Below are 20733 nucleotides of genomic sequence, written 5' to 3'. Positions count from 1 at the left end.
GCCGCTCACGCTCCCGTGATCGCCGGGCGTGATCCGGCAAGAGGGGGCTGGCGTAGATCTCACAGTTGCAGGACAGCGCCCGGCAAAGCGTTCCTCTTCCCTCACCGCCGGTCGCAACAAGCAACCGAGGCCGTCTGTTGTCCCCCCCGGCAGACGGCCTCTTTGCGTTTGCGGCGCGGATCAGCCGGCGAAGCGGTCGGCCATGGCCGCCTGGAAGGCGGCGAGCAGCGGGTTCGACGGCTCGAAGACGTCATCGAGCCGGGCGATCGTCACCGTTTCGGCGCCCTGCTCCTTCAGCCACTGGGCGCAGCGATAGGCATCCTTTGCGGGACAGTGAAGCGTGAGCGGCACGGCGGTCGTGCCGAACGGCGCAGCGGTGCCGAACAGGTTAGCGGCCTGGGCCGCACGCTGTCCCGCATCGTCCACCACGGCCCGGATCTCGCGAACGGCGCGAGCGCGCAACTCGGCGCCGATGCGGTCGAGCACGGTGGTGGCCGCGGTTCTGGCTGCCGGCGTCCAGTCGGCGCTGCGGGCCGCCACGAGGTGCGCCTCGGAGGCGAGGATCACGCCGCCCTCGATCACTTTCAGCGCATTGGCCGACAGCGTGGAGCCTGTGGTGGTGATGTCGACGATGATCTCGGCCGAGCCCGCGGCCGGGGTGCCTTCGGTGGCGCCCAGGCTTTCCACGATCCGGTAGTCGACGATGCCGGCGTCGGCGAAATGGCGCCGCGCCAGGTTCACGTACTTGGTGGCGACGCGCAGGCGCTGGCCCCGGCGGGCACGGAAGTCTTCCGCCACCTCGGCCAGATCGTCGACGGTTTCCACATCGATCCAGACCGAGGGCACGGCGACAACCACATCGGCGTGGCCGAAGCCGAGCGGCGTGACCAGGTGGATGGCCTCGGCGCGCTCGGTGGCGTCAGCCAGGGTCTCGTGCACAAGGTCGAGGCCGGTGACGCCGAAGTGGACGTTGCCGGCAACAAGTTCGCGGGCAATCTCGGAAGCGGACAGGAAGGCGATCTCCACGCCATCCACACCGGACACGCCCGCCCGATAGCGCCGCGAACCGCTCGCGCGTCGGATCTGCAGGCCGGCCCTGTCGAAGAACTGGCTGACATTTTCTTCCAGCCGCCCCTTGGAGGGGATCGCGATGATCAGATCGCTCATGACCAGTCTCCTCCGATGCCGGGTTCGATGCCGAACCGGTCGAGCCAGACCGAGAAGCCGACGGCCGGCACCGGCTCGGGGGCGCCGAGGAGCGACAGGAGCTTGTCGTAGCGGCCGCCACCGATGGTCTGGGCGCCGTCCGGCTGGGCGGGATCGTAGAGCTCGAAGACGAGGCCGGTATAATAGTCCAGGCGGCGGCCGAAATCGGCGGCGAAACTGGTGTCGGCAACAGGCACGCCGGCCTCGCCGAACAGCGCCACGCGGCGCTCGAAGGCGGTGAGGGCGGAGGTGATGTCGACGCTCTCGGCAGCGGCGAAATCGGCGAGTGCCCTGCCTGCGTCGGCCAGCGGTGCCCGGATTTCCAGGTAGCGCTCGAGAACGCGCGCGGCGGCCTGGGCTTCGCCGTCGCCGGCCGACAGCGTGGCGCTGTCGCGCAGCCGGTCGGCGATCTCGTCCGCCGTGCGGCCACCAACCACGGACAGGCCGGCAACACCCAGCATGTCGGAAACGATGCGGCGGGCCTCGTCGGGCTCGACGCTGCCCAGCGCCCGCGAGAGGCCGGCCGGACCCTTGCCGGTAGTGAGTTCCTGGCCGCCGGCGAGCTTGGCCAGCGCCTGGCCGAGCCGCTCCGGCTCGCCGAACCAGGCGACGAGGCGGCGGCGCCAGGCATCGGACAGTGGCAGCGCATCCACCAGCGCGGCGAACAGGGTCGCGTCGCCGACCCGGATCTGCGGAGCGGCGAGCCCGAGCGTGGCGGCGGCGCGCATTGCGAGCGACAGCGAGTGGGCGTCGGTGACTTCGCGGTCGTCGTGGCCGATCCACTCGACACCGGCCTGAAGGAATTCCGCGGCACCCGTGCGGCGCTGACGGAAGACCGGGCCGATATAGCCGTAGGTGACCGGGGCCGGGCGCCGGTCCTCGCAGTGGGCGAGGCAGACCGGGATGGTGAAGTCCGGGCGCAGGCAGAGCTCGCGACCGGCCGCGGTGGAGGTGACGAACAGGCGGCGGCGGATGTCCTCGCCGGCGAGATCGAGGAAGACCTCCGCCGGCTGCAGGATCGGCGGATCCACCATCTCGTCGGAGGCGTCGGCAATCAGGGTGCGCAGGGCGCGGAGCCGGTCGGGGGCCATGGCGGTTCTCAGTTCTCCGAGGGCGCCAGGTAACGCGACACCACCTCGACGACCGTCGCGACCAGATCGGCCTCGGCCACGCTGGTCTGGGCGAAGCGCTCCTCGCGCCAGGTCTTGTTGTCGGTGACGCCCTTGGCGATGCGGGCACCCTCGATCAGGTCCTTGATCTGGACCGTGCCCGTCTCACGTTCGGATGACCCCTGGATGACGACGCAGGGCGCGTTGCGCCGGTCGGCATACTTCATCTGCGCCTTCATGCCGGAGGAACCGAGATAGACCTCGGCGCCGAGCGGCAGGCCGGCATTGGCCAGGCCCGCACGGAGCTCCTTGGCGAAGCGCTGGTAGCCGGCCATGGCGGCCGGATCGCGGTCCATGGCGAGCACCACGACGGGGCCGAGCGGCTTTTCCTGCGGACCTTCGCGGGCGGCCAGGGCGGCCACCAGGCGGGAAACACCGACGGAGAAGCCGGTGGCCGGCATGTCTTCGCCGCGGAAGCGGCCGACGAGGCCGTCATAGCGGCCGCCGCCGCCGACCGAGCCGAAGCGCACAGGGCGGCCGTCGTCGTCGGTGATCTCGAAGGTCAGCTCCGCCTCGAAGACCGGGCCGGTGTAGTATTCCAGGCCGCGGACGACGGATGTGTCAGCGATGATCCGCCTCGTTCCGTAGCCTGAGCCTTCACATATCCTGACGATCTCTCTCAACTCGCTGAGGCCCTCGCACATAAGCTCGTTGTCTGAGAATGTTTCGAGGAGGAGGTCCAGATTCCGAGATGAATGTCGAAATCTTTTGACGCCATCTGCATTAGTTTCGACGAGGTGGTCGTCTATTGCAGGAGAAATCTCGGGCGGTTCGAACTCCACTTGAAAGGAATTCGCTCGCCCTCTGATGAACAGCTCAAGGCTGTTGATCTGCTTTTCGTCGAGCTGAGCGCCCTCAGTGAAGTCGCCACTCGGATCTTTTCGACCTGGCCCGAGAAGTAGCTTTACGTCTTCCCAATCGAATTTGTCGAGTTTGTCGATGGCTCGAAGTACCTTGAGCCGCGTCTCCGCGTACTCCGGTCCCCCAATGCCGATGCCGCCCATCACGCCGTCGAGGACCTTGCGGTTGTTGACGCGGATGACGTAGTCGCCGCGCGGGATGCCGATGGCCTCCATCGTGTCGGCCGCCATCATGCAGATCTCCGCGTCCGCCGCGACGGAGGCCGAGCCCACCGTGTCGGCGTCGAACTGCATGAACTGGCGGAACCGGCCCGGCCCGGGCTTCTCGTTGCGGAATACCCAGCCCGCCCGGTAGGTGCGGTAGGGCTTCACCACGCGCTCGTAGTTCTCCGCCACGTGGCGGGCCAGCGGCGCCGTGAGGTCGTAGCGCAGCGAAAGCCACTCCTCGTCGTCGTCCTGGAAGGCGAAGACGCCCTCGTTCGGCCGGTCCTGGTCGGGGAGGAACTTGCCGAGCGCGTCGGCGAACTCGATGAACGGGGTTTCCACCGGCTCGAAGCCGTAGCGCTCGTAGACCGTGCGGATGACGCCCATGATCCGCTCCGCCGCCTTGATCTCGGCGGGGGTGCGGTCGGCGAAGCCGCGCGGCAGCCGCGCTTTCGGCAGATTGTCTTTGGTCTCTCGGCTCATCGCCCTGGAAACTCGGTCCTGAAAACTCGGATGATCGTCGAACGCGAAACGGCCCGCGGCGCAAGGCAGCGCGCGACGGACGGTGCCGGTGGAGTAGACGAAAGACCCGCGCGGAACAAGGCAGGGGAGTCAGCCGGAAGCGGCGAGTGTCGGGATCTGCTCCAGCTCCGCCGCAGTCGCCTCTTCGGCCAGCGCCAAGTCGTAAGCGGACTGCATCCTGAGCCACGAGACTGCGGTCGTGCCGGTCAACTTGCCGATCCGCAACGCCATCTGTGGAGTGATCGGCTTGCGCTCCTCCAGGAGGTCATAGAGATGTTGCCGCGAAATTCGCAGTAGCCGGGCGATGTCGCTCTTCGAGCGACCGAGAGCCGGCAGCACGTCCTCACGCAGGAGTTCGCCAGGGTGGGTAGGCTGCAGACCCGAGAGCAGCGGCATCCGTTCCATCAATGATAGTCCTCCAGGTCGACGTCCACTGCATCCTCCCCGTCCCAGCCGAACGTCAGGCGCCGGTTTCCGGTGATACGGACCGAATAGCGCTCCACGCCGGACAGGCTGTGAAAATGGAAGCCGGGCAGGTTCATGTCAGCGGGGGTAACCGATGCATCGAGACGCGCCAGCACCCGCCGGACGCGACCGGCGTTCGGCACGCTCAGCTTCGAGGCGTCTCCGGTCCTGGCAAACTGCCGGAGGCCCTTGTGCCGGATCGATCGGATCATGCCCACCTGACCTGAATGGGAATGTAAGCGATCTGCTTACATTCGTCAAGTGAGCCATCTCCAGAGCCGTTCGCGCTTGTGCTGAATCAATGCAGCCGATGCGCGTTGGGAGAGAGTGCGGGCACGGGTTTCGCACATTCCATCCGCGAGGGGACGACCACCATGCCGACCATGATGAAAGCTGCCATTTTCATCGAGCCGGGACGCATCGAGCTCGACGACAAGCCGGTTCCCGATATCGGTCCGAACGACGCCCTGATCCGCATCACCACCACGACGATCTGCGGCACCGACGTCCACATCCTCAAGGGCGAGTATCCGGTGGCGAAGGGACTGACCATCGGCCACGAGCCGGTGGGCGTGATCGAGAAGCTCGGCTCCAACGTGCTGGGCTACGAGGAGGGCCAGCGGGTGATCGCCGGCGCGATCTGCCCGTCGGGCTATTCCAACGCCTGCCTGGACGGGCTCTGCTCCCAGGACGGCCAGCACCACAAGCACGGCCTGAAGCCGATGGGTGGCTGGCGCTTCGGCAACACCATCGACGGCACCCAGGCGGAGTACGTGCTGGTCCCGGACGCGATGGCGAACCTGTCGCCGGTGCCCGACGGGCTGACCGACGAGCAGGTGCTGATGTGCCCGGACATCATGTCGACGGGCTTCTCCGGTGCGGAAGCGGGGAAGATCAAGATCGGCGACACGGTCGTGGTGTTCGCCCAGGGACCCATCGGCCTGTGCGCGACGGCGGGCGCGAAGCTGTGCGGCGCAACCACCATCATCGCGGTGGATTCGGTACCGGAGCGACTGGAGATCGCGCGGAAGATGGGCGCCGACCACACGATCGATTTCCGCTCAACCGATCCGGTGGCCGAGGTGATGAAGATCACCGACGGGCGCGGCGTCGACGTGGCCATCGAGGCGCTCGGCCTGCAGGAGACCTTCGAGAACTGCCTGCGGGTGCTGAAGCCCGGCGGCACGCTGTCCAGCCTGGGCGTCTATTCCGGCGACCTGACCATCCCGCTGGATGCCTTTAGCGCGGGCCTCGGGGACAACAAGATCGTTACCTCGCTCTGCCCCGGCGGCAAGGAGCGCATGCGCCGGCTGATGGAGGTGGTCGCGTCGGGCCGCGTTGACCTCAAGCCGCTGGTCACCCATCGCTACACGCTGGACAATATCGTCGAGGCCTACGACCTCTTCTCGCACCAGCGCGATGGGGTGCTGAAGGTGGCGATCACGCCGAACTAGAAGCAATTGCAGGAAAAGTGCCCTTGCGGTTTTCCGTCCGCGATTGCGTTGAAAGAGATATTCCTGGCGCTCACGACAGTCGCGCTTCGCGCGACGTCTCCGCGGGGGCGGCCTGACCGGCCGGCGCGCGGTTGCGCGCTGGCTTCGCGGGTCCAGGAAAACCGCAACGGCACTTTTCCTGGCTTTGCTCAGGCGGCGCACGGTTACCCGCTGGTTGGTGCGATCCGTCGGACGGGACCAGCGTGAGCAGGCAGGGGGCCTCAGGCGAGCCCCGGAGGGGAGCGTCGCATCCACGGGCGGATGGTGGTGACGGGGGATTCCGGCCGCGTCACCGGCTGGTAGTAGACCGGCACGTCGGGCACGCCGCCGTCTTCCAGCACGGCCCGGGCGGCGGGCTTGGTGACGGCGAACGTGTCGAAGCCGCAGCGTGCCATCAGCGGCACCTGGTCGGCCAGCACGTTGCCGACGGCGCGCAGCTCGCCGGTGTAGCCGTAGCGGTCGCGCGCCAGCCGCGCCGTGGAGTAGCCGCGCCCGTCGGTATAGGCGGGAAAGTCCACCGCCACGACCTGGAACCGGTCGAGATCGCCGGCCACGTTCTCGATCTTCTCGCCGACCGACACGACGATGCCGAGCGGGTGGTTGCGGGCAATGAGGTTGTCGCGCTCGGCGAGCCAGCGCGCGAGCGGCACCAGCACGAAGCCGTCGTCGGGGATGGGGGCCTCGTCGTCGATGCGGACCCAGGGATCCTCGACGAAGGCGCCGTTGCGGAAAACGTCGGACATGGGGTGTCTCCGTTCGAACTCAGGCCGCGCGATCGCGCGAGAAATGGATGCCGCATTCGGTCTTGCCCTGGCCGCGCCAGCGGCCGGAGCGGGGATCCTCGCCGTCTGCCACACGGTCGGTGCAGGGCATGCAACCGATGGACGGGAAGCCCTGGGCGACCAGCGAGTGGGCCGGCAGGTCGCGGGCGGCCATGAAGGCGGCGATGTCGTCGCGGTCCCACTCGGCGAGCGGGTTGATCTTGACGTGGCGGCCGTCCCACTCGATGGGCTCGATGGTCTGCCGGGTCGAGGCCTGGAAGCGCTTGCGGCCGGTGAGCCAGGCATCGAAGGGCGCCAGCGCGCGCTCCAGTGGCCGCACCTTGCGGACATCGCAGCAGCGGTCGGTGTCGCTCGCCCACAGGACGCCGTCCGGATCGGCTTCGGCGAGATCGGCGGCGTCGGGCTCCACAGAGATAACGCCCGTCAGTCCCAGCGTCTCGACCAGCCGGTCGCGGTAGCGCAGCGTTTCGGGGAAGTGCTTGCCCGTCTCCAGGAAGACCACCGGCACGGTCGGGTCGACCTCGGCGGCAAGCGCCAGGAGCACGGCCGATTCCGCCCCGAAGGAGGAGACGACGGCGGCCTTCCCGGCGACGCCGTCCACCAGCACCGACGCGATCGTGGCGAGCGAGCGCTGCACCCGCACCTCCCGCTCGATCGTCGGGAAGAGCGCGGAGATCTCCGCCGAGGTTAGGGCGGAGAGATCAGGCCGCGGTTCGCTGAGGACCATAGAGGGCCTCCTTGAAGGGCTGGTCGCCGAGCCGGCGATAGGCCGCGAGGAACGGCTCCTGCGGACCGGTGCGCAGGGCCAGATAGGTGTCGACGACGGTTTCCACCGCGTCGATCACCGCATCCTCGGAGAAGCCGCGGCCGACGATGGCGCCGATGGCAGCATCCTCGCCCGGCGCTCCGCCGAGCGTGATCTGGTAGAGTTCCTCGCCCTTCCGGTCGACGCCCAGGATGCCGATGTGGCCGACGTGGTGATGGCCGCAGGCGTTGATGCAGCCCGAGATCTTGATCGAGAGCGGGCCGATCTCGCGCTGGCGGGCGGCGTCGCCGAAGCGCTCCGACAGTCGCTGCGACACCGGGATCGAGCGGGCGTTGGCGAGCGCGCAGTAGTCGAGGCCCGGGCAGGCGATGATGTCGGTGACAAGGCCGGCGTTGGCCTCCGCCAGCTCCGCCTCGATCAGCGCCGCATGGACGGCCGGGAGATCGCGCTGCGCCACGTGCGGCAGAACGAGGTTCTGCTCGTGGGAGACACGGATCTCGCCGAACGAGAAGCGCTCGGCGATCTCGGCCACCGCTTCCATTTGCTCCGCCGTCGCATCCCCCGGAATGCCGCCGATGGGCTTCAGCGAGATGGTGACGGAAGCATAGCCCGGCTGCTTGTGGGCGTGGACGTTGGTCTCGGTCCAGGCCGCGAACAGCGGATCGTTGGAGGCCGGCGTCTCGCCGACCGCCTCGACCTCGAAGGCCGGCGGGGCGAAATAGGCCTCGATGGCGTCGACGGAATCCTGCGGCAGCGTCAGCGCGCCGCCACGGATCTCCTCGAACTCCGCCTCGATGTCGCGCTTCAGCTCGTCGATGCCCGTCTCGTGGACGAGGATCTTGATGCGCGCCTTGTACTTGTTGTCGCGCCGGCCGTAGCGATTGTAGGTCCTCAGGATCGCCTCGAGATAGGCGAGCAGGTCCTCCTCGGCGACGAAGTCGCGAACCTTCTTGGCGATCATCGGGGTGCGGCCCTGGCCGCCACCGACCCAGACCTCGAAGCCAAGATTGCCGGCCTCGTCGCGGCGGATCTGCAGGCCGATGTCGTGCACGCGGATCGCCGCCCGGTCGCGCTCGGCACCGGACACGGCGACCTTGAACTTGCGCGGCAGGAAGGTGAATTCCGGGTGGATCGACGACCACTGGCGGATGATCTCCGCGTAGGGGCGCGGGTCGGCGTGCTCGTCGGCGGCAGCACCGGCGAAATGGTCGGCGGTGACGTTGCGGATGCAGTTGCCGGACGTCTGGATGGCGTGCATCTCCACTTCGGCCAGAAGGTCGAGGATCGCCGGGATGTCGGCGAGCTTCGGCCAGTTGAACTGGATGTTCTGGCGCGTGGTGAAGTGGCCGTAGCCGCGATCATACTCGCGCGCGATCCGGGCCAGCATGCGCATCTGGGTTCCCGACAGCGTGCCGTAGGGAACGGCGACGCGGAGCATGTAGGCGTGAAGCTGCAGGTAGACGCCGTTCATCAGCCGGAGCGGCTTGAACTCGTCCTCGCTGAGCTCGCCGGACAGGCGCCGGCGGACCTGGTCGCGGAACTGTTCGGTGCGGGCGCGCACGAAGGCGTGGTCGAATTCGTCGTAGCGATACATGGGGGTCTGTCCTCGTCTGGCGCGATGGCTCAGGCGGCGGTGTCGATCGGGGAGGCGCGCTCGGCCTGCTTGCCGAGATCGAGGCGAACGGTCGGGCCCTTGGCGCGGATGACCTCGCGCAGGCGGACCGGAACCAGTCCGTGCGCCTCGGCGCGCACGTCGATGGCGTAGGGCTCGACGATCCTGCGGTCGGCGACGGCCTGGGCGGCGAGCACCAGCGCCTCCTCCACGGCCGCATCGTCGTCGAAGGGCGTCACCTCGTCGATGTGCTCGGCCCAGCGGTGGCTGCGGCCGAGGAAGACGACGATCCCATCGTCCAGGCGGTTGGCGGTGATGATCTTCATCGCTTTCATCCTCAGGCGGCCGTGAGTGCGGGAACGGGATCGAGACTTTCCGCCCCGGCAGAACCGGCATGGGCGACGGCCTCGCCGATGACGATCAGCACCGGGCCGTCGATCTCGGTGCGGCGGGCGAGCCGGGGGAGCGAATCCAGCCGGCCGGTCAGCAAGCGCTCGTCGGTGCGCGCGGCGTTCTCCACCACGGCGACGGGGGTGGCGCCAGCCAGGCCGGCGGCCATCAGCTGGGTGGCGATCCGGCCGGCGACCGTGCGGCCCATGTAGACGGCGACGGTGGAGCCGGACAGCGCGAGATTGGCCCAGTCGGGAAGGACCGAGCCGTGCTGGTCGTGGCCCGTGGCGAAGACGACGCTGGACGACACGCCGCGCAGCGTCAGCGGGATCTTCGCCGACGAGGCGGCGGCGAGCGCCGCGGTGACGCCCGGGACGATCTCGTAGGCGACGTTTGCCGCCTCCAGCGCGGCGATCTCCTCGCCGGCACGGCCGAAGATCATCGGGTCGCCGCTCTTCAGGCGGACCACGCGCTCGCCGCGGGCAGCGCGGGCGACGAGCAGGGAATTGATCTCGCCCTGGGTGACGGAGTGGGCACCCTTGGCCTTGCCGACGGAGATGCGCTCGGCGTCGCGCCGGCCCATGGCGACCACGGCGTCGGGGACAAGCTGGTCGTGAACGATGACGTCGGCTTCCTGCAGCACCCGCTGGGCGCGCAGCGTCAGCAGGTCCTCCGCGCCGGGGCCAGCTCCCACCAGGGTCACGTAACCGTCGCCGGCATCGGCGCGGCCGATCAGCCGGTCGGCAACGCGCCGCGCCGCGGCCTCGCCATCGTGGCGCAGGGCATCGGAGACGCGCCCGGAAAAGAAGCGCTCCCAGTAGCGGCGGCGCTCGACGCCGTCGGAGAAGACGGAAGCAATCCGGCCGCGCAGGCTTTCGGCGATGCGGGCGAGCGCGCCGGTCTCGGCCGGCAGCATGGCCTCGATCTTCGCGCGGATATGACGGGCGAGCACCGGGCCGGTGCCGGTGGAAGTGATGGCGACGGCGACGGGCGCGCGGTTGACCAGCGCGCCGACATAGAAGTCGCAGATCTCGGGACGGTCGACGGCGTTCGCCGGCACGCCGGCGGCGCGGGCGGCCTCGACCACAGCGCGGTCGTCGGCTTCCTCGCCGGAAGCGGCGAAGGCGAGGGCGGCGCCTTCGACATCGGCGGGCTCGAAGGGGCGGGCGATCCACGTGGCGCCAGCCTTGGCGATCGCGGCCTTCGCGGCGGGCGACAGCTCGGCCGCGACCACCACGAGCGCGGCGCTGGTCTCCGACAGAAGCCGGATCTTGGCGGCGGCCTCGTCGCCACCGCCGGCGATCAGCACGCGGCGGCCGGCGACCTGGTGAAAGGCCGGAAAGACCGCGAGCTTGCGGTCGGAGGTCGGATCGGATGCGGCGAGCATGGTTCGCGCGGCTCCCGGACGGCGCTGACCTGCCCGAGGACAGGGTGCAGCTGTGACAACTCCGTCAGAGATACGCTGCGCCCGCTGCAATTGCGGGACATGGAATTCCAAATGCCGTCGCGCGGGCAGAAAAGGATTTCGGTTGCCGCGGCCAGCGCGCGCAACCAATCCGGAACTGGAAGAATTCGCCTTTGCAGGGCTGGCTAAGGGGCGGCGAGGGCCCTCAATCCGTGAAGAGATCGGGCCGGGAGAGCTTCAGCGCCTGGAGGAGCATCAGGAGCTTGGCGTCGCGGATGGTGCCGTCCGTGCGCCAGCGGTCGAGTTCTGCCAGCGGGACTTCCATCACGTCGATGTCCTCGTCCTCGTCGATGCCACCGCCGGAGGAGATGCGGTCCGTCTCGGTGTAGGTTCCAAGGAAGAGGGTGATCGCCTCCGTCACAGTGCCCGGGCAAAGATAGACGCGGCCGATGCTCTTCATGTCGCGCACGCGAATGCCGAGCTCCTCCTCGCACTCGCGCCGGCAGGCTGTTTCCTCGTCGGGGTCCTCCGGGTCGATGAGTCCGGCACAGGCCTCGATCAGGAACGGGTCGGGATCGTCGGTCATCAGGACGGGGACCCGAAGCTGACGCGCGACCACCGCCATCCGGCGGGTTTCGTCCACCGGCAGGACGCCGACCGCGTGGCCGTGATCATGAACCACCCGGGTGTACTCGAGCGGCTCGCGGCCGGCCCGCTCGACCCGGAGGCCGACCAGGTCAAAGCGCACGAAGCCGTCGTAGATCCGTTCGGTGCCGGTGATCGACACGTGCCGGTCATTCGAGGGTGCGACCATGAAAACTTCCTTTGGCGGCAGGGCCGGACACGGGGCCGTCACCTGGCCGGACTAATGGTGGGCTGGAGGGTGCGCCGCGTCGCCCCACGGGACGGGCGGGCGCGTCGAACCGATCTCGACAGGTGTCCTAACGCGCCTTCACGAGACGGTTCAACGGCCCTTCGTCCTTTCTCGCGGGGCGGGAGAGGAGCGCGGGGGGCGCCGGCCGGAGCATGAGCGGCGGTATCGGACCGCGGTCATTGTACGACCGGCATGGCAGCCCCAGATTCAGGATCATGGCAGAGGCATCCGTCTTGAACGATCTCCTGCAAATCATCGGTGACCGGGGGCGGGCCCTGGTCGACTGGCGCAGACCGCGCCGCCCCAGCGGCCGGGCGCTGGGCGAGCTGGCGGACCTGCTCCTGTCCGTTCCCGGCGAGGCATCGGGCGTGGCGCGGGCGCGCGAACTGCTCGATGGCTACCGGGCGCTCGACTATGCAGGCCGGACGTCCTTCTTCCGGCTTCTGGTGGAGACCTACAGTGCCGACCGGTCCGATCTCGGCGGTGCGGCCGCGCGGTTCCTGGAGGATCCGAGCGAGGTCAACGCCAAGGCGATCCTGCGCTCCGCCGAGCCACGCCGGCTGGAGCTGTTCCGGCGGCTGAACTTCGCGCCCGGCGGCACGGCCGACCTCGTCGCCATGCGCCTGGATCTTCTGGAGCGGCTGCCCAACCACCCGGAATTCTGGACGCTCGACGATGACCTGAAGACGCTTTTCCAGTCGTGGTTCAACCGCGGCTTTTTGCTCCTGCGCCGTATCGACTGGCAGACCTCGGCGGCGGTCCTGGAGAAGATCATCAAGTACGAGGCGGTCCACGCCATCCATGACTGGGATGACCTCAGGCGGCGCATCGACCTGCCGGACCGTCGCCTCTACGCCTTCTTCCATCCACGGCTGGGCGACGACCCGCTGATCTTCGTGGAGGTGGCGCTGACCGGCGACATCCCGTCGGCCATCCAGCCGATTCTCGACCGCGACCGCACGCCGATCGAGCCGGGGGCGGCGACGACAGCGGTGTTCTACTCGATCTCGAACTGCCAGAAGGGCCTGCAGGGCATCTCCTTCGGCAACTTCCTGATCAAGCAGGTGGTGGAGGATCTGCAACGCGAGTTCCGCGATCTCAAGACGTTCGTGACGCTGTCGCCGGTGCCGGGCTTCGCCGGCTGGCTGGAGCGCGAGCGGAGCGCGGAGGTCTCCTCCGTCCTGCCGGCGGAGACACGCCCGGTGCTGGACCGGCTCGACGAGGACGGCTGGTGGCAGGATGCCGCGGCACGCGACGAGCTGTCCCGGGTCCTCCCGCAGGTGGCGGCCTGGTACCTGACCCGCGCGCGGGACCGGCGCGGCCGCCTGGCCGATCCGGTGGCCCGCTTCCATCTCGGCAACGGCGCGCGGCTCGAGCGGGTGAACTTCGCCGGCGATCTGTCGCCGAAGGCGCTGCGCACCGCGCACGGCATGATGGTGAACTATCTCTACCGCCTGCCGGACATCGAGAAGAACCACGAGGCCTTCGTGAACGACCGCAAGGTGGCCGCGTCCTCCGCCGTTACCAAGCTGGCCCGCGGTCTGCCGGCACCGAAGGCGCTTGTACCCTCCGACGCCTGATCCTGCGAGCCTACCTGGCGAACCCGATGGCACGCCGGATGAACGGCAGCATCACCAGCAGCAGCGCGGCCGCCGCGATGCAGATCGCGCCGTAGACAAAGAAGGCGTGGGAGTAGATTCCGACCTCCGTCGCAGGCGAGGCGCCGTCCGGCACCGAGGCGAGCCCGCCCAGCAGGCCGGCGATGTAGTTGGCGCCTGAGGTCGCCATCAGCCAGATGCCCATGGCGAAGCCGGCGAGATGGCGAGGCGCCAGTTCGGTGGTGAGCGCCAGGCCGACCGGCGAGAGCAGCAGCTCGCCGAGGGACAGCATCAGGAAGAACAGCACCACCCAGTAGGCCGCCGTCTTGGCGCCGTCCGGCGTCTCGAAGATGCCCAGCGTCAGGATCCAGTAGGCGGCGCCGAGGAAGGCGAGCCCGAAGGCGAACTTCATCACGTCGTCGAAGTTGATGCCGCGGCGTTCGATCGCCGGCCAGAGGAAGGCCAGGAGGGGCGACAGCGCCAGGATGAAGAACGGGTTGAGCGAGGCGAACTCTTCCGGCGGCGACTGCCAGCCGAAGACGGTGAGATCCAGGTCGCGCTGGGTGAACACGATCACCGACGTGACGTCCTGCTGGTAGACCGCCCAGAACGCAACGGCGAACCCGACGAGCACCAGGTGGGCGATCAGGCGGCGGCGCAGCTGCGCGGGCTCGCGGAACACCAGCACGACGTAGATGATCACCGCGATTGTCTCGACGATGGCGAGGAAGATGCCGGCTTCGCTGGGGCGCGAGATCAGGTAGATGGACAGGAGCACCATGCCAGCGAGCGCCAGCAGGACCAGCCCGTTGAGGCGCAGGCTGCGCATCGCGTGCGCCGGAGGGTGGTGGTTGTCCTCCAGATATTTGCGCCCGTAGAGGAAGGTGGCGAGGGCCAGCGCTTTGCCGCAGCCGGCGGCGGCGAACGCCACCCAGTAGCCGAACTGGGTGGCCAGGATGCCGGCCACCAGCGTCGCGGCCAGCGAGCCGATGTTGATGCCCATGTAGAAGAGGGTGAAGCCGGAGGCGCGACGCGGATCGTTGTCCTCGAAAAAGTGGCCGAGGAGGGCGGACACGTTCGCCTTGAACAGCCCGTTGCCCACCACGAGTATGCCGAGCGCCAGATACATCGTGGCTGTGGAGGAGAGGGCGAGGATCAGGTAGCCGGCCGACATCATGGCGGCGCCCACGACGATGGCGCGGCCGTGGCCGAAGACGCGGTCGGCAATGACGCCGCCGATGACCGGCATCAGGTAGGCGAAGGCGGTGAAGGCGCCGAAGAGGAGATAGGCCTGAGCGTCCTGCATCTTCAGGACGTCGATCAGGTAGAGCGTAAAGACGGTGGTCAGCGTGTAGTAGCCGAACCGCTCCCACAACTCGGTGAGCGACAGCACGTAAAGTGCCTTTGGCTGATCCCTGAACATCGTTTCCCTCCCAGCTCACCCTGGAAAGGACTTAGCACAAGACCTAGAGCCGGTCTCTCAGGGCGAACCAGGTCATCGCCAGCACCAGCAGCGGCGTGCGCAAGAGCGTGCCGCCCGGGAAGGAGGGCACCGGCAGCCGCGAGAAGACGTCGAGCGTGCCCGTGTCGCCGCCGATGGCGTCGGCGAGAACCTTACCGGCGAAGGTGGCCGTCGCCACACCCTGCCCGGAATAGCCGCAGCCGGCGTAGAGGCCGGGCTCGACCCGGCGCACGAAGGGCATCCGGTGGCGGGTGACGGCCAACGTGCCGCCCCAGGCGTAGTCGAAGGGAACGTCGGCCAGGTCGGGATAGATCTCCGCGAGATAGGGTCGCACGAGGCCGGCCACGTCGCTGCGCAGGGCGCGGGTGTAGCTCTCGCCGCCGCCGAAGACTAGCCGGCCGTCAGCCGTCGGGCGCCAGTAACGCACCACGAAGCGCGTGTCGGCAATGCATTCCCGACCCGGAATGAGACGGGCCATGCGCTCCTCGCCGAGCGGCTCGGTGGCGACGACATAGTTGTTGATCGGCAGCACGCGGGCTTCCACCGAAGGGGCGATGTCGTGGAGATAGCCGTTGCCGGCGAGCACGACGGTTTCCGCGTCGACCCATCCACAGGTGGTCCGGACGATCCGCCGGCCGTTGCGGCCGGCCTCGATGGCGCTCACCTCGGACCCCTCGTGGATCTGCGCGCCGACGGCAACCGCGGCGCTGCCGAGACCGGCGGCGAGGGCGAGCGGGTTGAGATGGCCGGCGCTCGCGTCCCTGTAGCCGCCGACGAAGCGCGTCGAGCCGACGGCCCGGGCGGTCTCTTCGCGGTCGAGAAGGGTCAGGCTGTCGACGCCGTAGACCGACGCCATGTGCTCGACCATCGCGCGCTCGTCGTCCAGCGCAGCCTCGGTGTGGGCGGCGCCGATCAGCCCGTCGATCCAGTCGCAGGCGATGTCGTGGCGGGCGATGCGGGCGCGGACGAGATCCTTGGCGGCTTCCGACAGATCCCACAGCTTGCGGGCGTCGTCCTTGCCGACGGTTTCCTCCAGCCAGAGCTGGTCGCGGCGCTGGCCGGAATGGACCTGGCCGCCGTTGCGTCCCGATGCCCCCCAGCCGAGCCTGTTCGCCTCCAAAAGGATGACGGAGCGGCCCGCCTCGGCCAGGTGCAGGGCGGTGGAGAGGCCGGTGAAGCCGCCGCCGACCACGCAGACGTCGGCGGTCGCGTCGCCGGCGAGCGGAGGGTGGAACCGCTGGGGGACGGTCGCGGCGTAGAGCGTGTCCGGGCGGGGCGGCACCGCGCCGTCCGGCGGCGTCGCTGCGTCCCCGTCGGTCATGGCTTGAGGCGTCCGTCCCGACGCAGGTCCTCGGCGGTGTCGTCGAGGGTCTTGCGGGCCCGCTCCACCAGCATGTCGATCTCGCCGCGGCTGATCACCAGCGGCGGCGCGATGATCATGGAATCGCGCGTCGCCCGCATGATCAGACCGTTCTTCAGCGAATGGTCGCGGCAGAGCGTGCCGACGGCGCCGGTGTTGTCGAAACGGATGCTGCGGTCCGGCTTCGCCGGCACGAGCTCCAGCGCCCCCACCAACCCGACCATGCGGGCCTCGCCCACCAGCGGATGGTCGCCCAGCGACAGCCAGCCCTCCTGCAGGTATGGGGCGATCTCGGCGGCGCGCTCGACGATGCCTTCCTCCTCGATGATGCGGAGGTTTTCCAGCGCCGCGGCGCAGCAGGCCGGATGGCCGGAATAGGTGAAGCCGTGGGTGAACTCGCCGCCCTTCTCGATGAAGGCGTCGGCGATCCGGTCGGAGACCATCACGCCGCCGATGGGCAGGTAGCCGGAGGAAAGCCCCTTGGCGATGGACATCAGGTCCGGTTCGAGCCCGAAATAGTCCGATCCGAACCAGGTGCCGAGGCGGCCGAAGCCGGTGATGACCTCGTCGGCCACGAACAGGATGTCGTGGGCAGCGAGGACCTTCTTGATTTCCGGCCAGTAGCTGTCCGGCGGAATGATCACACCGCCGGCGCCCTGGATCGGTTCTGCGATGAAGGCGGCGATCGTCTCCGGGCCCTGCTCCTCGATGGCCCGGGCGAGCTCCTGCGCCGCCCAGCGGCCGAACGCGTCCGGATCCTGGTCGCCGCCCTCGCCGAACCAGTAGGGTTGGGGAATGTGGACGATGCCGGGGATCGGCATGCCGCCCTGGGCATGCATGCCGCTCATGCCGCCGAGGCTTGCGCTGCCGACGGTCGAGCCGTGGTAGGCGTTTTGCCGAGCGATGATGGTCTTCTTCTCCGGCTTGCCCATCAGGTCCCAATAGGTGCGGACCATGCGGATCACGGTGTCGTTCGATTCCGAACCGGAGCCGGTGAAGAAGATATGGTTCAGACCCGCCGGCGCCAGCCGCGCCAGCCGTTCGGCCAGTTCGATGGCGGGCTCGTGGGTCGTCTTGAAGAAGGTGTTGTAGTAGCTCAGCTTCGACATCTGCCGATGCACGGCATCGGCGATCTCCGGCCGGCCGTGGCCGATCTGCACGCACCACAGGCCCGACATGCCGTCGAGAAGCCGGTTGCCCTCTGAATCGGTGATCCAGCAGCCCTCGCCCTGCACGATGACGCGGGAGCCTTCCTTGTTGAGGGCTCCAGTGTCGGAGAAGGGGTGGATGTGATGCGTGGCGTCGCGGCGCCGCAGCTCGGGCGTTGAGTGGGGATCGTTCGACAGCGACGCGTCAGACATTGAGAAGAAGATACTCCCGTTCCCAGGGCGAAATCACGCGCATGAAGGTCTCGTATTCGGCCTGCTTGATGGCCCGGTAGGTGTGGACGAAGCCCTTGCCGAAGATCTCCATCAGCTCTTCGCTTTCCTCAAACAGCGCCACCGCTTCCAGCAGGCCTCGCGGCAGGCCGTAAGGCAGTTCCCGGGCCGAGCCGTCGATGGGCTCGTCGGGGGTCAGCTCCTCGGTCATGCCGAGATAGCCGCAGGCGAGCGACGCCGCCAGGGCGAGATAGGGGTTCGCGTCGGAGGATGGCACCCGGTTCTCCACCCGGCGCGCGGCCGGGGGCGAGTGCGGCACACGCAGGCCGACGGTGCGGTTGTCGTAGCCCCAATAGACGTTGATCGGCGCCGTGGTCCACCGCTCCAGCCGCCGATAGGAGTTCACGTAGGGCGCCAGGATCGCCATCACGTTCGGCAGATATTTCTGCTGGCCGGCGATGAAGGAGAAGAACTCGCGGCTCGGCGTGCCGTCGGCCGTGGAGAAGATGTTCTGCCCCGTCTCGATGTCCACCACCGAATGATGGACATGCATGGCCGAGCCGGGCTCGTTCGACATCGGCTTGGCCATGAAGGTGGCGTACATGTTGTGACGAAGCGCCGCCTCGCGGATCGTCCGCTTGAACAGGAACACCTGGTCGGCGAGGTCGATCGGATCGCCGTGGAGAAGGTTGATCTCCATCTGCGCCGCGCCTTCCTCATGGATCAGCGTGTCGATCTCCAGCCCCTGCGCCTCGCCATAGGCGTAGATGTCGTCGAAGACGTCCTCGAACTCGTTCACCGCCGCGATCGAAAAGGACTGCCGGCCGATCTCCGGGCGCCCGGAGCGGCCGATCGGCGGCTCCAGCGGATAGTCCGGATCGGTGTTCGGCTTGACCAGGTAGAACTCGATCTCCGGCGCGACGACGGGCTTCAGCCCCTTGTGCCGGTACAGATCCACGATGCGGCGCAGCACCTGGCGCGGGGCGTGGTCCACCGGGCGGCCGTCGCGATGGCGCGCGTCATGGATGAGCTGGGCAGCGGGGTCGCTGGCCCATGGCACGACCGCGAGGGTTGAATAGTCCGGCTCGAAGATGAGGTCGGAATCGCTGGGGTCGTGCTTGAAGTTCTCGTCGTCTTCCGGGTAGTCGCCGCTGATCGTCTGGGTGAAGATCGACGTGGGCATGGTGATCGATGGCCCGGCGGCGAACTTTTCCGTCGGCATCAGCTTGCCGCGCGCGACGCCGGCCTGGTCCGGCACGATGCATTCGACATCCTGAATGCGGCGTTCCTTCAGCCAGCGCACGGCCTCCTCGTGGGAAGCGACGCCACGGGCGCTCTGGGTTTCGCTGGCGGGGCGTTCTTCGGCACTCATATTCACACGTGTGCCACCGGCGCTTTCACGCCGATCGACATCCTCAATTGGTTGCGACCTGGATCCCCCCGCACGCGCGCCGCACAGGGGCATGAACTCGGCCGGGGATGGCCGGAGACAGGCCCGTTTGCCAGTAATTGACATCATAGAGGCCAGACCGGAAACTGCCTAGGTCAACCTGCGGACGGGCGTCTCGGTGGTTAAGTCGGCCTTGCGCGAACCCATTCGCGAGGTCGTCCGGCCGAACGCGTCCGGCGTTGCGGCGTCCGGTTTCCCGGAGCGCCGCCACTTCCGGCCTTCGCTCCGGCTTCCGAAACCCCATCGCTGTCGCCTCCGCCCGCGGGCGGGGTCCGAAGCGGCGCCCTCGAGACCCCTCGCGCATGACTTTCCAGACATCGGCGGACTGCACCGGCTCCCCTCTCCACGAGGTCGAGCGCTATCTGGCCGAGCATCCCGACACGGAAGCGGTCGAGTTCCTGATCACCGACACCAATGCCGTCATGCGCGGCAAGTGGGCGCCGGCCGGCTCCATCGAAAAGGCCTTCACCTCGGGCGTGGCGTTTCCGTTCTCCATGTTCGGTCTCGATGTCTGGGGCCGCGAGGTGATGGAGACCGGGCTGCATGTGGACACCGGCGACCGCGACGGCTTCTGCCGGGCCGTACCGGGATCGCTCAGGCCGGTGCCGTGGGCGGACGTGCCGACGGGGCAGGTGATGCTCACCATGGCGACGGAGGGCGGCGAACCCTTCCATGGCGATCCGCGCCAGGCCCTGGAGCGCACGGTGGCCCGCACCCATGCGGCCGGTCTCAGGCCGTGTGTGGCGTTCGAGCTGGAATTCTACCTGCTGACCGCTGCGGACGGACAGACGGCGGCCGAGGCCTACCGGCCGGTCCTGTCGCTGGGGGACGGGCCGGACCGGCAAAACATGTACGCGCTTTCCGATCTCTCCGCCCATGCCGGCTTCTTCGCCGACGTGCGTGCCGCGGCGAAGGCCCAGTCGATCCCGATCGACACCATCATCTCGGAGGCTGCGCCCGGCCAGTTCGAGGTCAACCTGAAGCATCGGGTGGACGGGCTGGCGGCCGCCGACGACGCCCTAATGCTGAAGCGGCTCATCCAGGAGACGGCGCGTCGCCACGGGCTGCGGGCGACCTTCATGGCCAAGCCGTTCATGCCGTGGGCCGGCAACGGCATGCACCTGCACATCAGCCTGGTTGACGGGGAGGGGCGCAACGTCTTCGCCGATCCCGCGCGCGGCCAGACGCTGCTGGAAGCAGCGGTGGCGGGCCTGCTCGATACCATGGCGCCGGCCATGCTCGTCTTCGTGCCCACCTGGAACGGCTACCGTCGCCTGCTGCCGGGCTCCTACGCCCCGACCCGCGCCGCCTGGGGCCACAACAACCGGTCCGTCGCGGTCCGCATTCCGGCCGGCGAGACCGCCGCGCTGCGGGTCGAGCATCGCATCGCCGGGGCCGACGCCAACCCCTATCTCGTGCTGGCGGCGATCCTGGCCGGCATGCTCGACGGCATCGAGGGCGGACGCACGCCGCCGCCGCCCACCGACCGCAACGCCTACGAGGCGCCCGCGCCGGAACTGCCCGACCAGATGGAGGAGGCCGTCGGCCTGTTCCGCAAGTCCGACTTCATCCGGCGGACGTTCGGGGTGGAGTATCGGTCGATGTTCGCGGCGATCAAGGACGCGGAAATCGCCGCCTTCCGGTCCGAGATCTCGCCGCTGGAGCGCTCGACCTACCTGTAGGCGGAGCTATGGCTGCCTGTCCCCTGCGCAGGATGCCCGAGATCCGGCTGTCGC

Annotated in this window: 18 protein-coding genes; 3 read left to right on the top strand and 15 right to left on the bottom strand. The window is 68.5% G+C overall.

All coding sequences use genetic code 11. From position 1 onward, the window contains the following. Window positions 1–180: 180 nt before the first annotated feature. The 5 genes from hisG to C507_RS0112480 form a co-directional block, all read right to left on the bottom strand. A complete protein-coding gene (gene hisG / locus C507_RS0112500) occupies window positions 181–1167 on the bottom strand; it encodes an ATP phosphoribosyltransferase (RefSeq protein ID WP_018700045.1) in 987 nt (328 codons plus the stop codon). Then, window positions 1164–2297 (bottom strand): ATP phosphoribosyltransferase regulatory subunit, encoded by a 1134-nt coding sequence (locus C507_RS21240; RefSeq protein ID WP_018700044.1) that lies wholly within the window; start codon window positions 2295–2297, stop codon window positions 1164–1166. The genes hisG and C507_RS21240 overlap by 4 nt, the downstream gene beginning before the upstream one ends. An 8-nt stretch (window positions 2298–2305) precedes the next feature. After that, on the bottom strand, window positions 2306–3922 hold the full coding sequence (hisS, locus tag C507_RS0112490) for a histidine--tRNA ligase (RefSeq protein WP_018700043.1): 1617 nt from the start codon (window positions 3920–3922) through the stop codon (window positions 2306–2308). A gap of 129 nt (window positions 3923–4051) precedes the next feature. After that, window positions 4052–4366: a HigA family addiction module antitoxin gene (locus C507_RS0112485; RefSeq protein ID WP_018700042.1), complete on the bottom strand. Its 315-nt coding sequence runs from the start codon at window positions 4364–4366 to the stop codon at window positions 4052–4054. Further along, window positions 4366–4638: a type II toxin-antitoxin system RelE/ParE family toxin gene (locus C507_RS0112480; RefSeq protein WP_018700041.1), complete on the bottom strand. Its 273-nt coding sequence runs from the start codon at window positions 4636–4638 to the stop codon at window positions 4366–4368. The genes C507_RS0112485 and C507_RS0112480 overlap by 1 nt, the downstream gene beginning before the upstream one ends. 162 nt (window positions 4639–4800) lie before the next feature. On the opposite strand from C507_RS0112480, the gene C507_RS0112475 reads away from it, so the two are divergent. Further along, window positions 4801–5880, top strand: coding sequence for an NAD(P)-dependent alcohol dehydrogenase (locus tag C507_RS0112475; protein ID WP_018700040.1), 1080 nt, complete (start codon window positions 4801–4803; stop codon window positions 5878–5880). 260 nt (window positions 5881–6140) lie between these two features. On the opposite strand, the gene C507_RS0112470 is transcribed toward C507_RS0112475, so the two are convergent. The 6 genes from C507_RS0112470 to C507_RS0112445 form a co-directional block, all read right to left on the bottom strand. Next, window positions 6141–6662: a DUF934 domain-containing protein gene (locus C507_RS0112470; protein ID WP_018700039.1), complete on the bottom strand. Its 522-nt coding sequence runs from the start codon at window positions 6660–6662 to the stop codon at window positions 6141–6143. A gap of 19 nt (window positions 6663–6681) precedes the next feature. After that, the gene (locus tag C507_RS0112465) at window positions 6682–7428 is read right to left on the bottom strand and encodes a phosphoadenylyl-sulfate reductase (protein ID WP_018700038.1); all 747 of its coding nucleotides are present in this window, start codon (window positions 7426–7428) and stop codon (window positions 6682–6684) included. Beyond that, on the bottom strand, window positions 7403–9061 hold the full coding sequence (locus C507_RS0112460; RefSeq protein ID WP_018700037.1) for a nitrite/sulfite reductase: 1659 nt from the start codon (window positions 9059–9061) through the stop codon (window positions 7403–7405). The genes C507_RS0112465 and C507_RS0112460 overlap by 26 nt, the downstream gene beginning before the upstream one ends. Window positions 9062–9090: 29 nt before the next feature. Beyond that, window positions 9091–9405, bottom strand: coding sequence for a DUF2849 domain-containing protein (locus C507_RS0112455; RefSeq protein ID WP_018700036.1), 315 nt, complete (start codon window positions 9403–9405; stop codon window positions 9091–9093). 11 nt (window positions 9406–9416) lie between these two features. Then, window positions 9417–10856, bottom strand: a complete 1440-nt coding sequence (gene cysG, locus C507_RS0112450) for a siroheme synthase CysG (RefSeq protein ID WP_018700035.1) — start codon at window positions 10854–10856, stop codon at window positions 9417–9419. Window positions 10857–11079: 223 nt separating this feature from the next. Further along, complete coding sequence (locus tag C507_RS0112445) at window positions 11080–11688, bottom strand: NUDIX domain-containing protein (RefSeq protein WP_018700034.1); 609 nt, start codon at window positions 11686–11688, stop codon at window positions 11080–11082. Between the two features lie 275 nt (window positions 11689–11963). Here C507_RS0112445 and C507_RS0112440 point away from each other — a divergent pair, with 275 nt between their 5' ends. Next, window positions 11964–13328 carry a malonyl-CoA decarboxylase gene (locus C507_RS0112440; protein ID WP_018700033.1) on the top strand — a complete coding sequence of 455 codons (1365 nt, stop codon included), beginning with the start codon at window positions 11964–11966 and terminating at the stop codon, window positions 13326–13328. Between the two features lie 10 nt (window positions 13329–13338). Here the strand turns inward: C507_RS0112440 and C507_RS0112435 are convergent, their stop codons facing one another. The 4 genes from C507_RS0112435 to C507_RS0112420 are packed head-to-tail and all read right to left on the bottom strand — an operon-like array spanning window position 13339 to window position 18919. Further along, a complete protein-coding gene (locus C507_RS0112435; RefSeq protein ID WP_018700032.1) occupies window positions 13339–14769 on the bottom strand; it encodes a peptide MFS transporter in 1431 nt (476 codons plus the stop codon). A 43-nt stretch (window positions 14770–14812) separates the two neighbouring features. Then, window positions 14813–16129 (bottom strand): NAD(P)/FAD-dependent oxidoreductase, encoded by a 1317-nt coding sequence (locus tag C507_RS0112430; protein ID WP_018700031.1) that lies wholly within the window; start codon window positions 16127–16129, stop codon window positions 14813–14815. After that, window positions 16126–17529, bottom strand: a complete 1404-nt coding sequence (locus C507_RS0112425) for an aspartate aminotransferase family protein (protein WP_018700030.1) — start codon at window positions 17527–17529, stop codon at window positions 16126–16128. Before C507_RS0112425 ends, C507_RS0112430 begins: the two co-directional genes overlap by 4 nt. Then, window positions 17522–18919, bottom strand: coding sequence for a glutamine synthetase family protein (locus C507_RS0112420; RefSeq protein ID WP_018700029.1), 1398 nt, complete (start codon window positions 18917–18919; stop codon window positions 17522–17524). The genes C507_RS0112425 and C507_RS0112420 overlap by 8 nt, the downstream gene beginning before the upstream one ends. Before the next feature lie 380 nt (window positions 18920–19299). On the opposite strand from C507_RS0112420, the gene C507_RS0112415 reads away from it, so the two are divergent. Further along, entirely contained in the window at window positions 19300–20679 is a 1380-nt protein-coding gene (locus C507_RS0112415) for a glutamine synthetase family protein (RefSeq protein ID WP_018700028.1), read from the top strand. Window positions 20680–20733: the final 54 nt, after the last annotated feature.

The organism is Amorphus coralli DSM 19760, from assembly GCF_000374525.1.
GTDB classification, from domain to species: domain Bacteria; phylum Pseudomonadota; class Alphaproteobacteria; order Rhizobiales; family Amorphaceae; genus Amorphus; species Amorphus coralli.
The sequence above is the reverse complement of the archived record's forward strand: the minus strand, read 5'-3'. Positions and strand labels throughout refer to the sequence as shown.

Bases quoted from the DNA above. Each gene is read 5' to 3' on its own strand.
- cysG (WP_018700035.1), bottom strand. From the start codon at position 10,856: ATGCTCGCCGCATCCGATCCGACCTCCGACCGCAAGCTCGCGGTCTTT.
- C507_RS0112415 (WP_018700028.1), top strand. From the start codon at position 19,300: ATGACTTTCCAGACATCGGCGGACTGCACCGGCTCCCCTCTCCACGAG.
- C507_RS0112465 (WP_018700038.1), bottom strand. From the start codon at position 7,428: ATGGTCCTCAGCGAACCGCGGCCTGATCTCTCCGCCCTAACCTCGGCG.
- C507_RS0112430 (WP_018700031.1), bottom strand. From the start codon at position 16,129: ATGACCGACGGGGACGCAGCGACGCCGCCGGACGGCGCGGTGCCGCCC.
- C507_RS0112435 (WP_018700032.1), bottom strand. From the start codon at position 14,769: ATGTTCAGGGATCAGCCAAAGGCACTTTACGTGCTGTCGCTCACCGAG.
- C507_RS0112480 (WP_018700041.1), bottom strand. From the start codon at position 4,638: ATGATCCGATCGATCCGGCACAAGGGCCTCCGGCAGTTTGCCAGGACC.
- C507_RS0112445 (WP_018700034.1), bottom strand. From the start codon at position 11,688: ATGGTCGCACCCTCGAATGACCGGCACGTGTCGATCACCGGCACCGAA.
- C507_RS0112475 (WP_018700040.1), top strand. From the start codon at position 4,801: ATGCCGACCATGATGAAAGCTGCCATTTTCATCGAGCCGGGACGCATC.
- C507_RS0112485 (WP_018700042.1), bottom strand. From the start codon at position 4,366: ATGGAACGGATGCCGCTGCTCTCGGGTCTGCAGCCTACCCACCCTGGC.
- C507_RS0112455 (WP_018700036.1), bottom strand. From the start codon at position 9,405: ATGAAGATCATCACCGCCAACCGCCTGGACGATGGGATCGTCGTCTTC.
- C507_RS0112460 (WP_018700037.1), bottom strand. From the start codon at position 9,061: ATGTATCGCTACGACGAATTCGACCACGCCTTCGTGCGCGCCCGCACC.
- C507_RS0112420 (WP_018700029.1), bottom strand. From the start codon at position 18,919: ATGAGTGCCGAAGAACGCCCCGCCAGCGAAACCCAGAGCGCCCGTGGC.
- C507_RS21240 (WP_018700044.1), bottom strand. From the start codon at position 2,297: ATGGCCCCCGACCGGCTCCGCGCCCTGCGCACCCTGATTGCCGACGCC.
- hisG (WP_018700045.1), bottom strand. From the start codon at position 1,167: ATGAGCGATCTGATCATCGCGATCCCCTCCAAGGGGCGGCTGGAAGAA.
- C507_RS0112470 (WP_018700039.1), bottom strand. From the start codon at position 6,662: ATGTCCGACGTTTTCCGCAACGGCGCCTTCGTCGAGGATCCCTGGGTC.
- C507_RS0112440 (WP_018700033.1), top strand. From the start codon at position 11,964: ATGGCAGAGGCATCCGTCTTGAACGATCTCCTGCAAATCATCGGTGAC.
- C507_RS0112425 (WP_018700030.1), bottom strand. From the start codon at position 17,529: ATGTCTGACGCGTCGCTGTCGAACGATCCCCACTCAACGCCCGAGCTG.
- hisS (WP_018700043.1), bottom strand. From the start codon at position 3,922: ATGAGCCGAGAGACCAAAGACAATCTGCCGAAAGCGCGGCTGCCGCGC.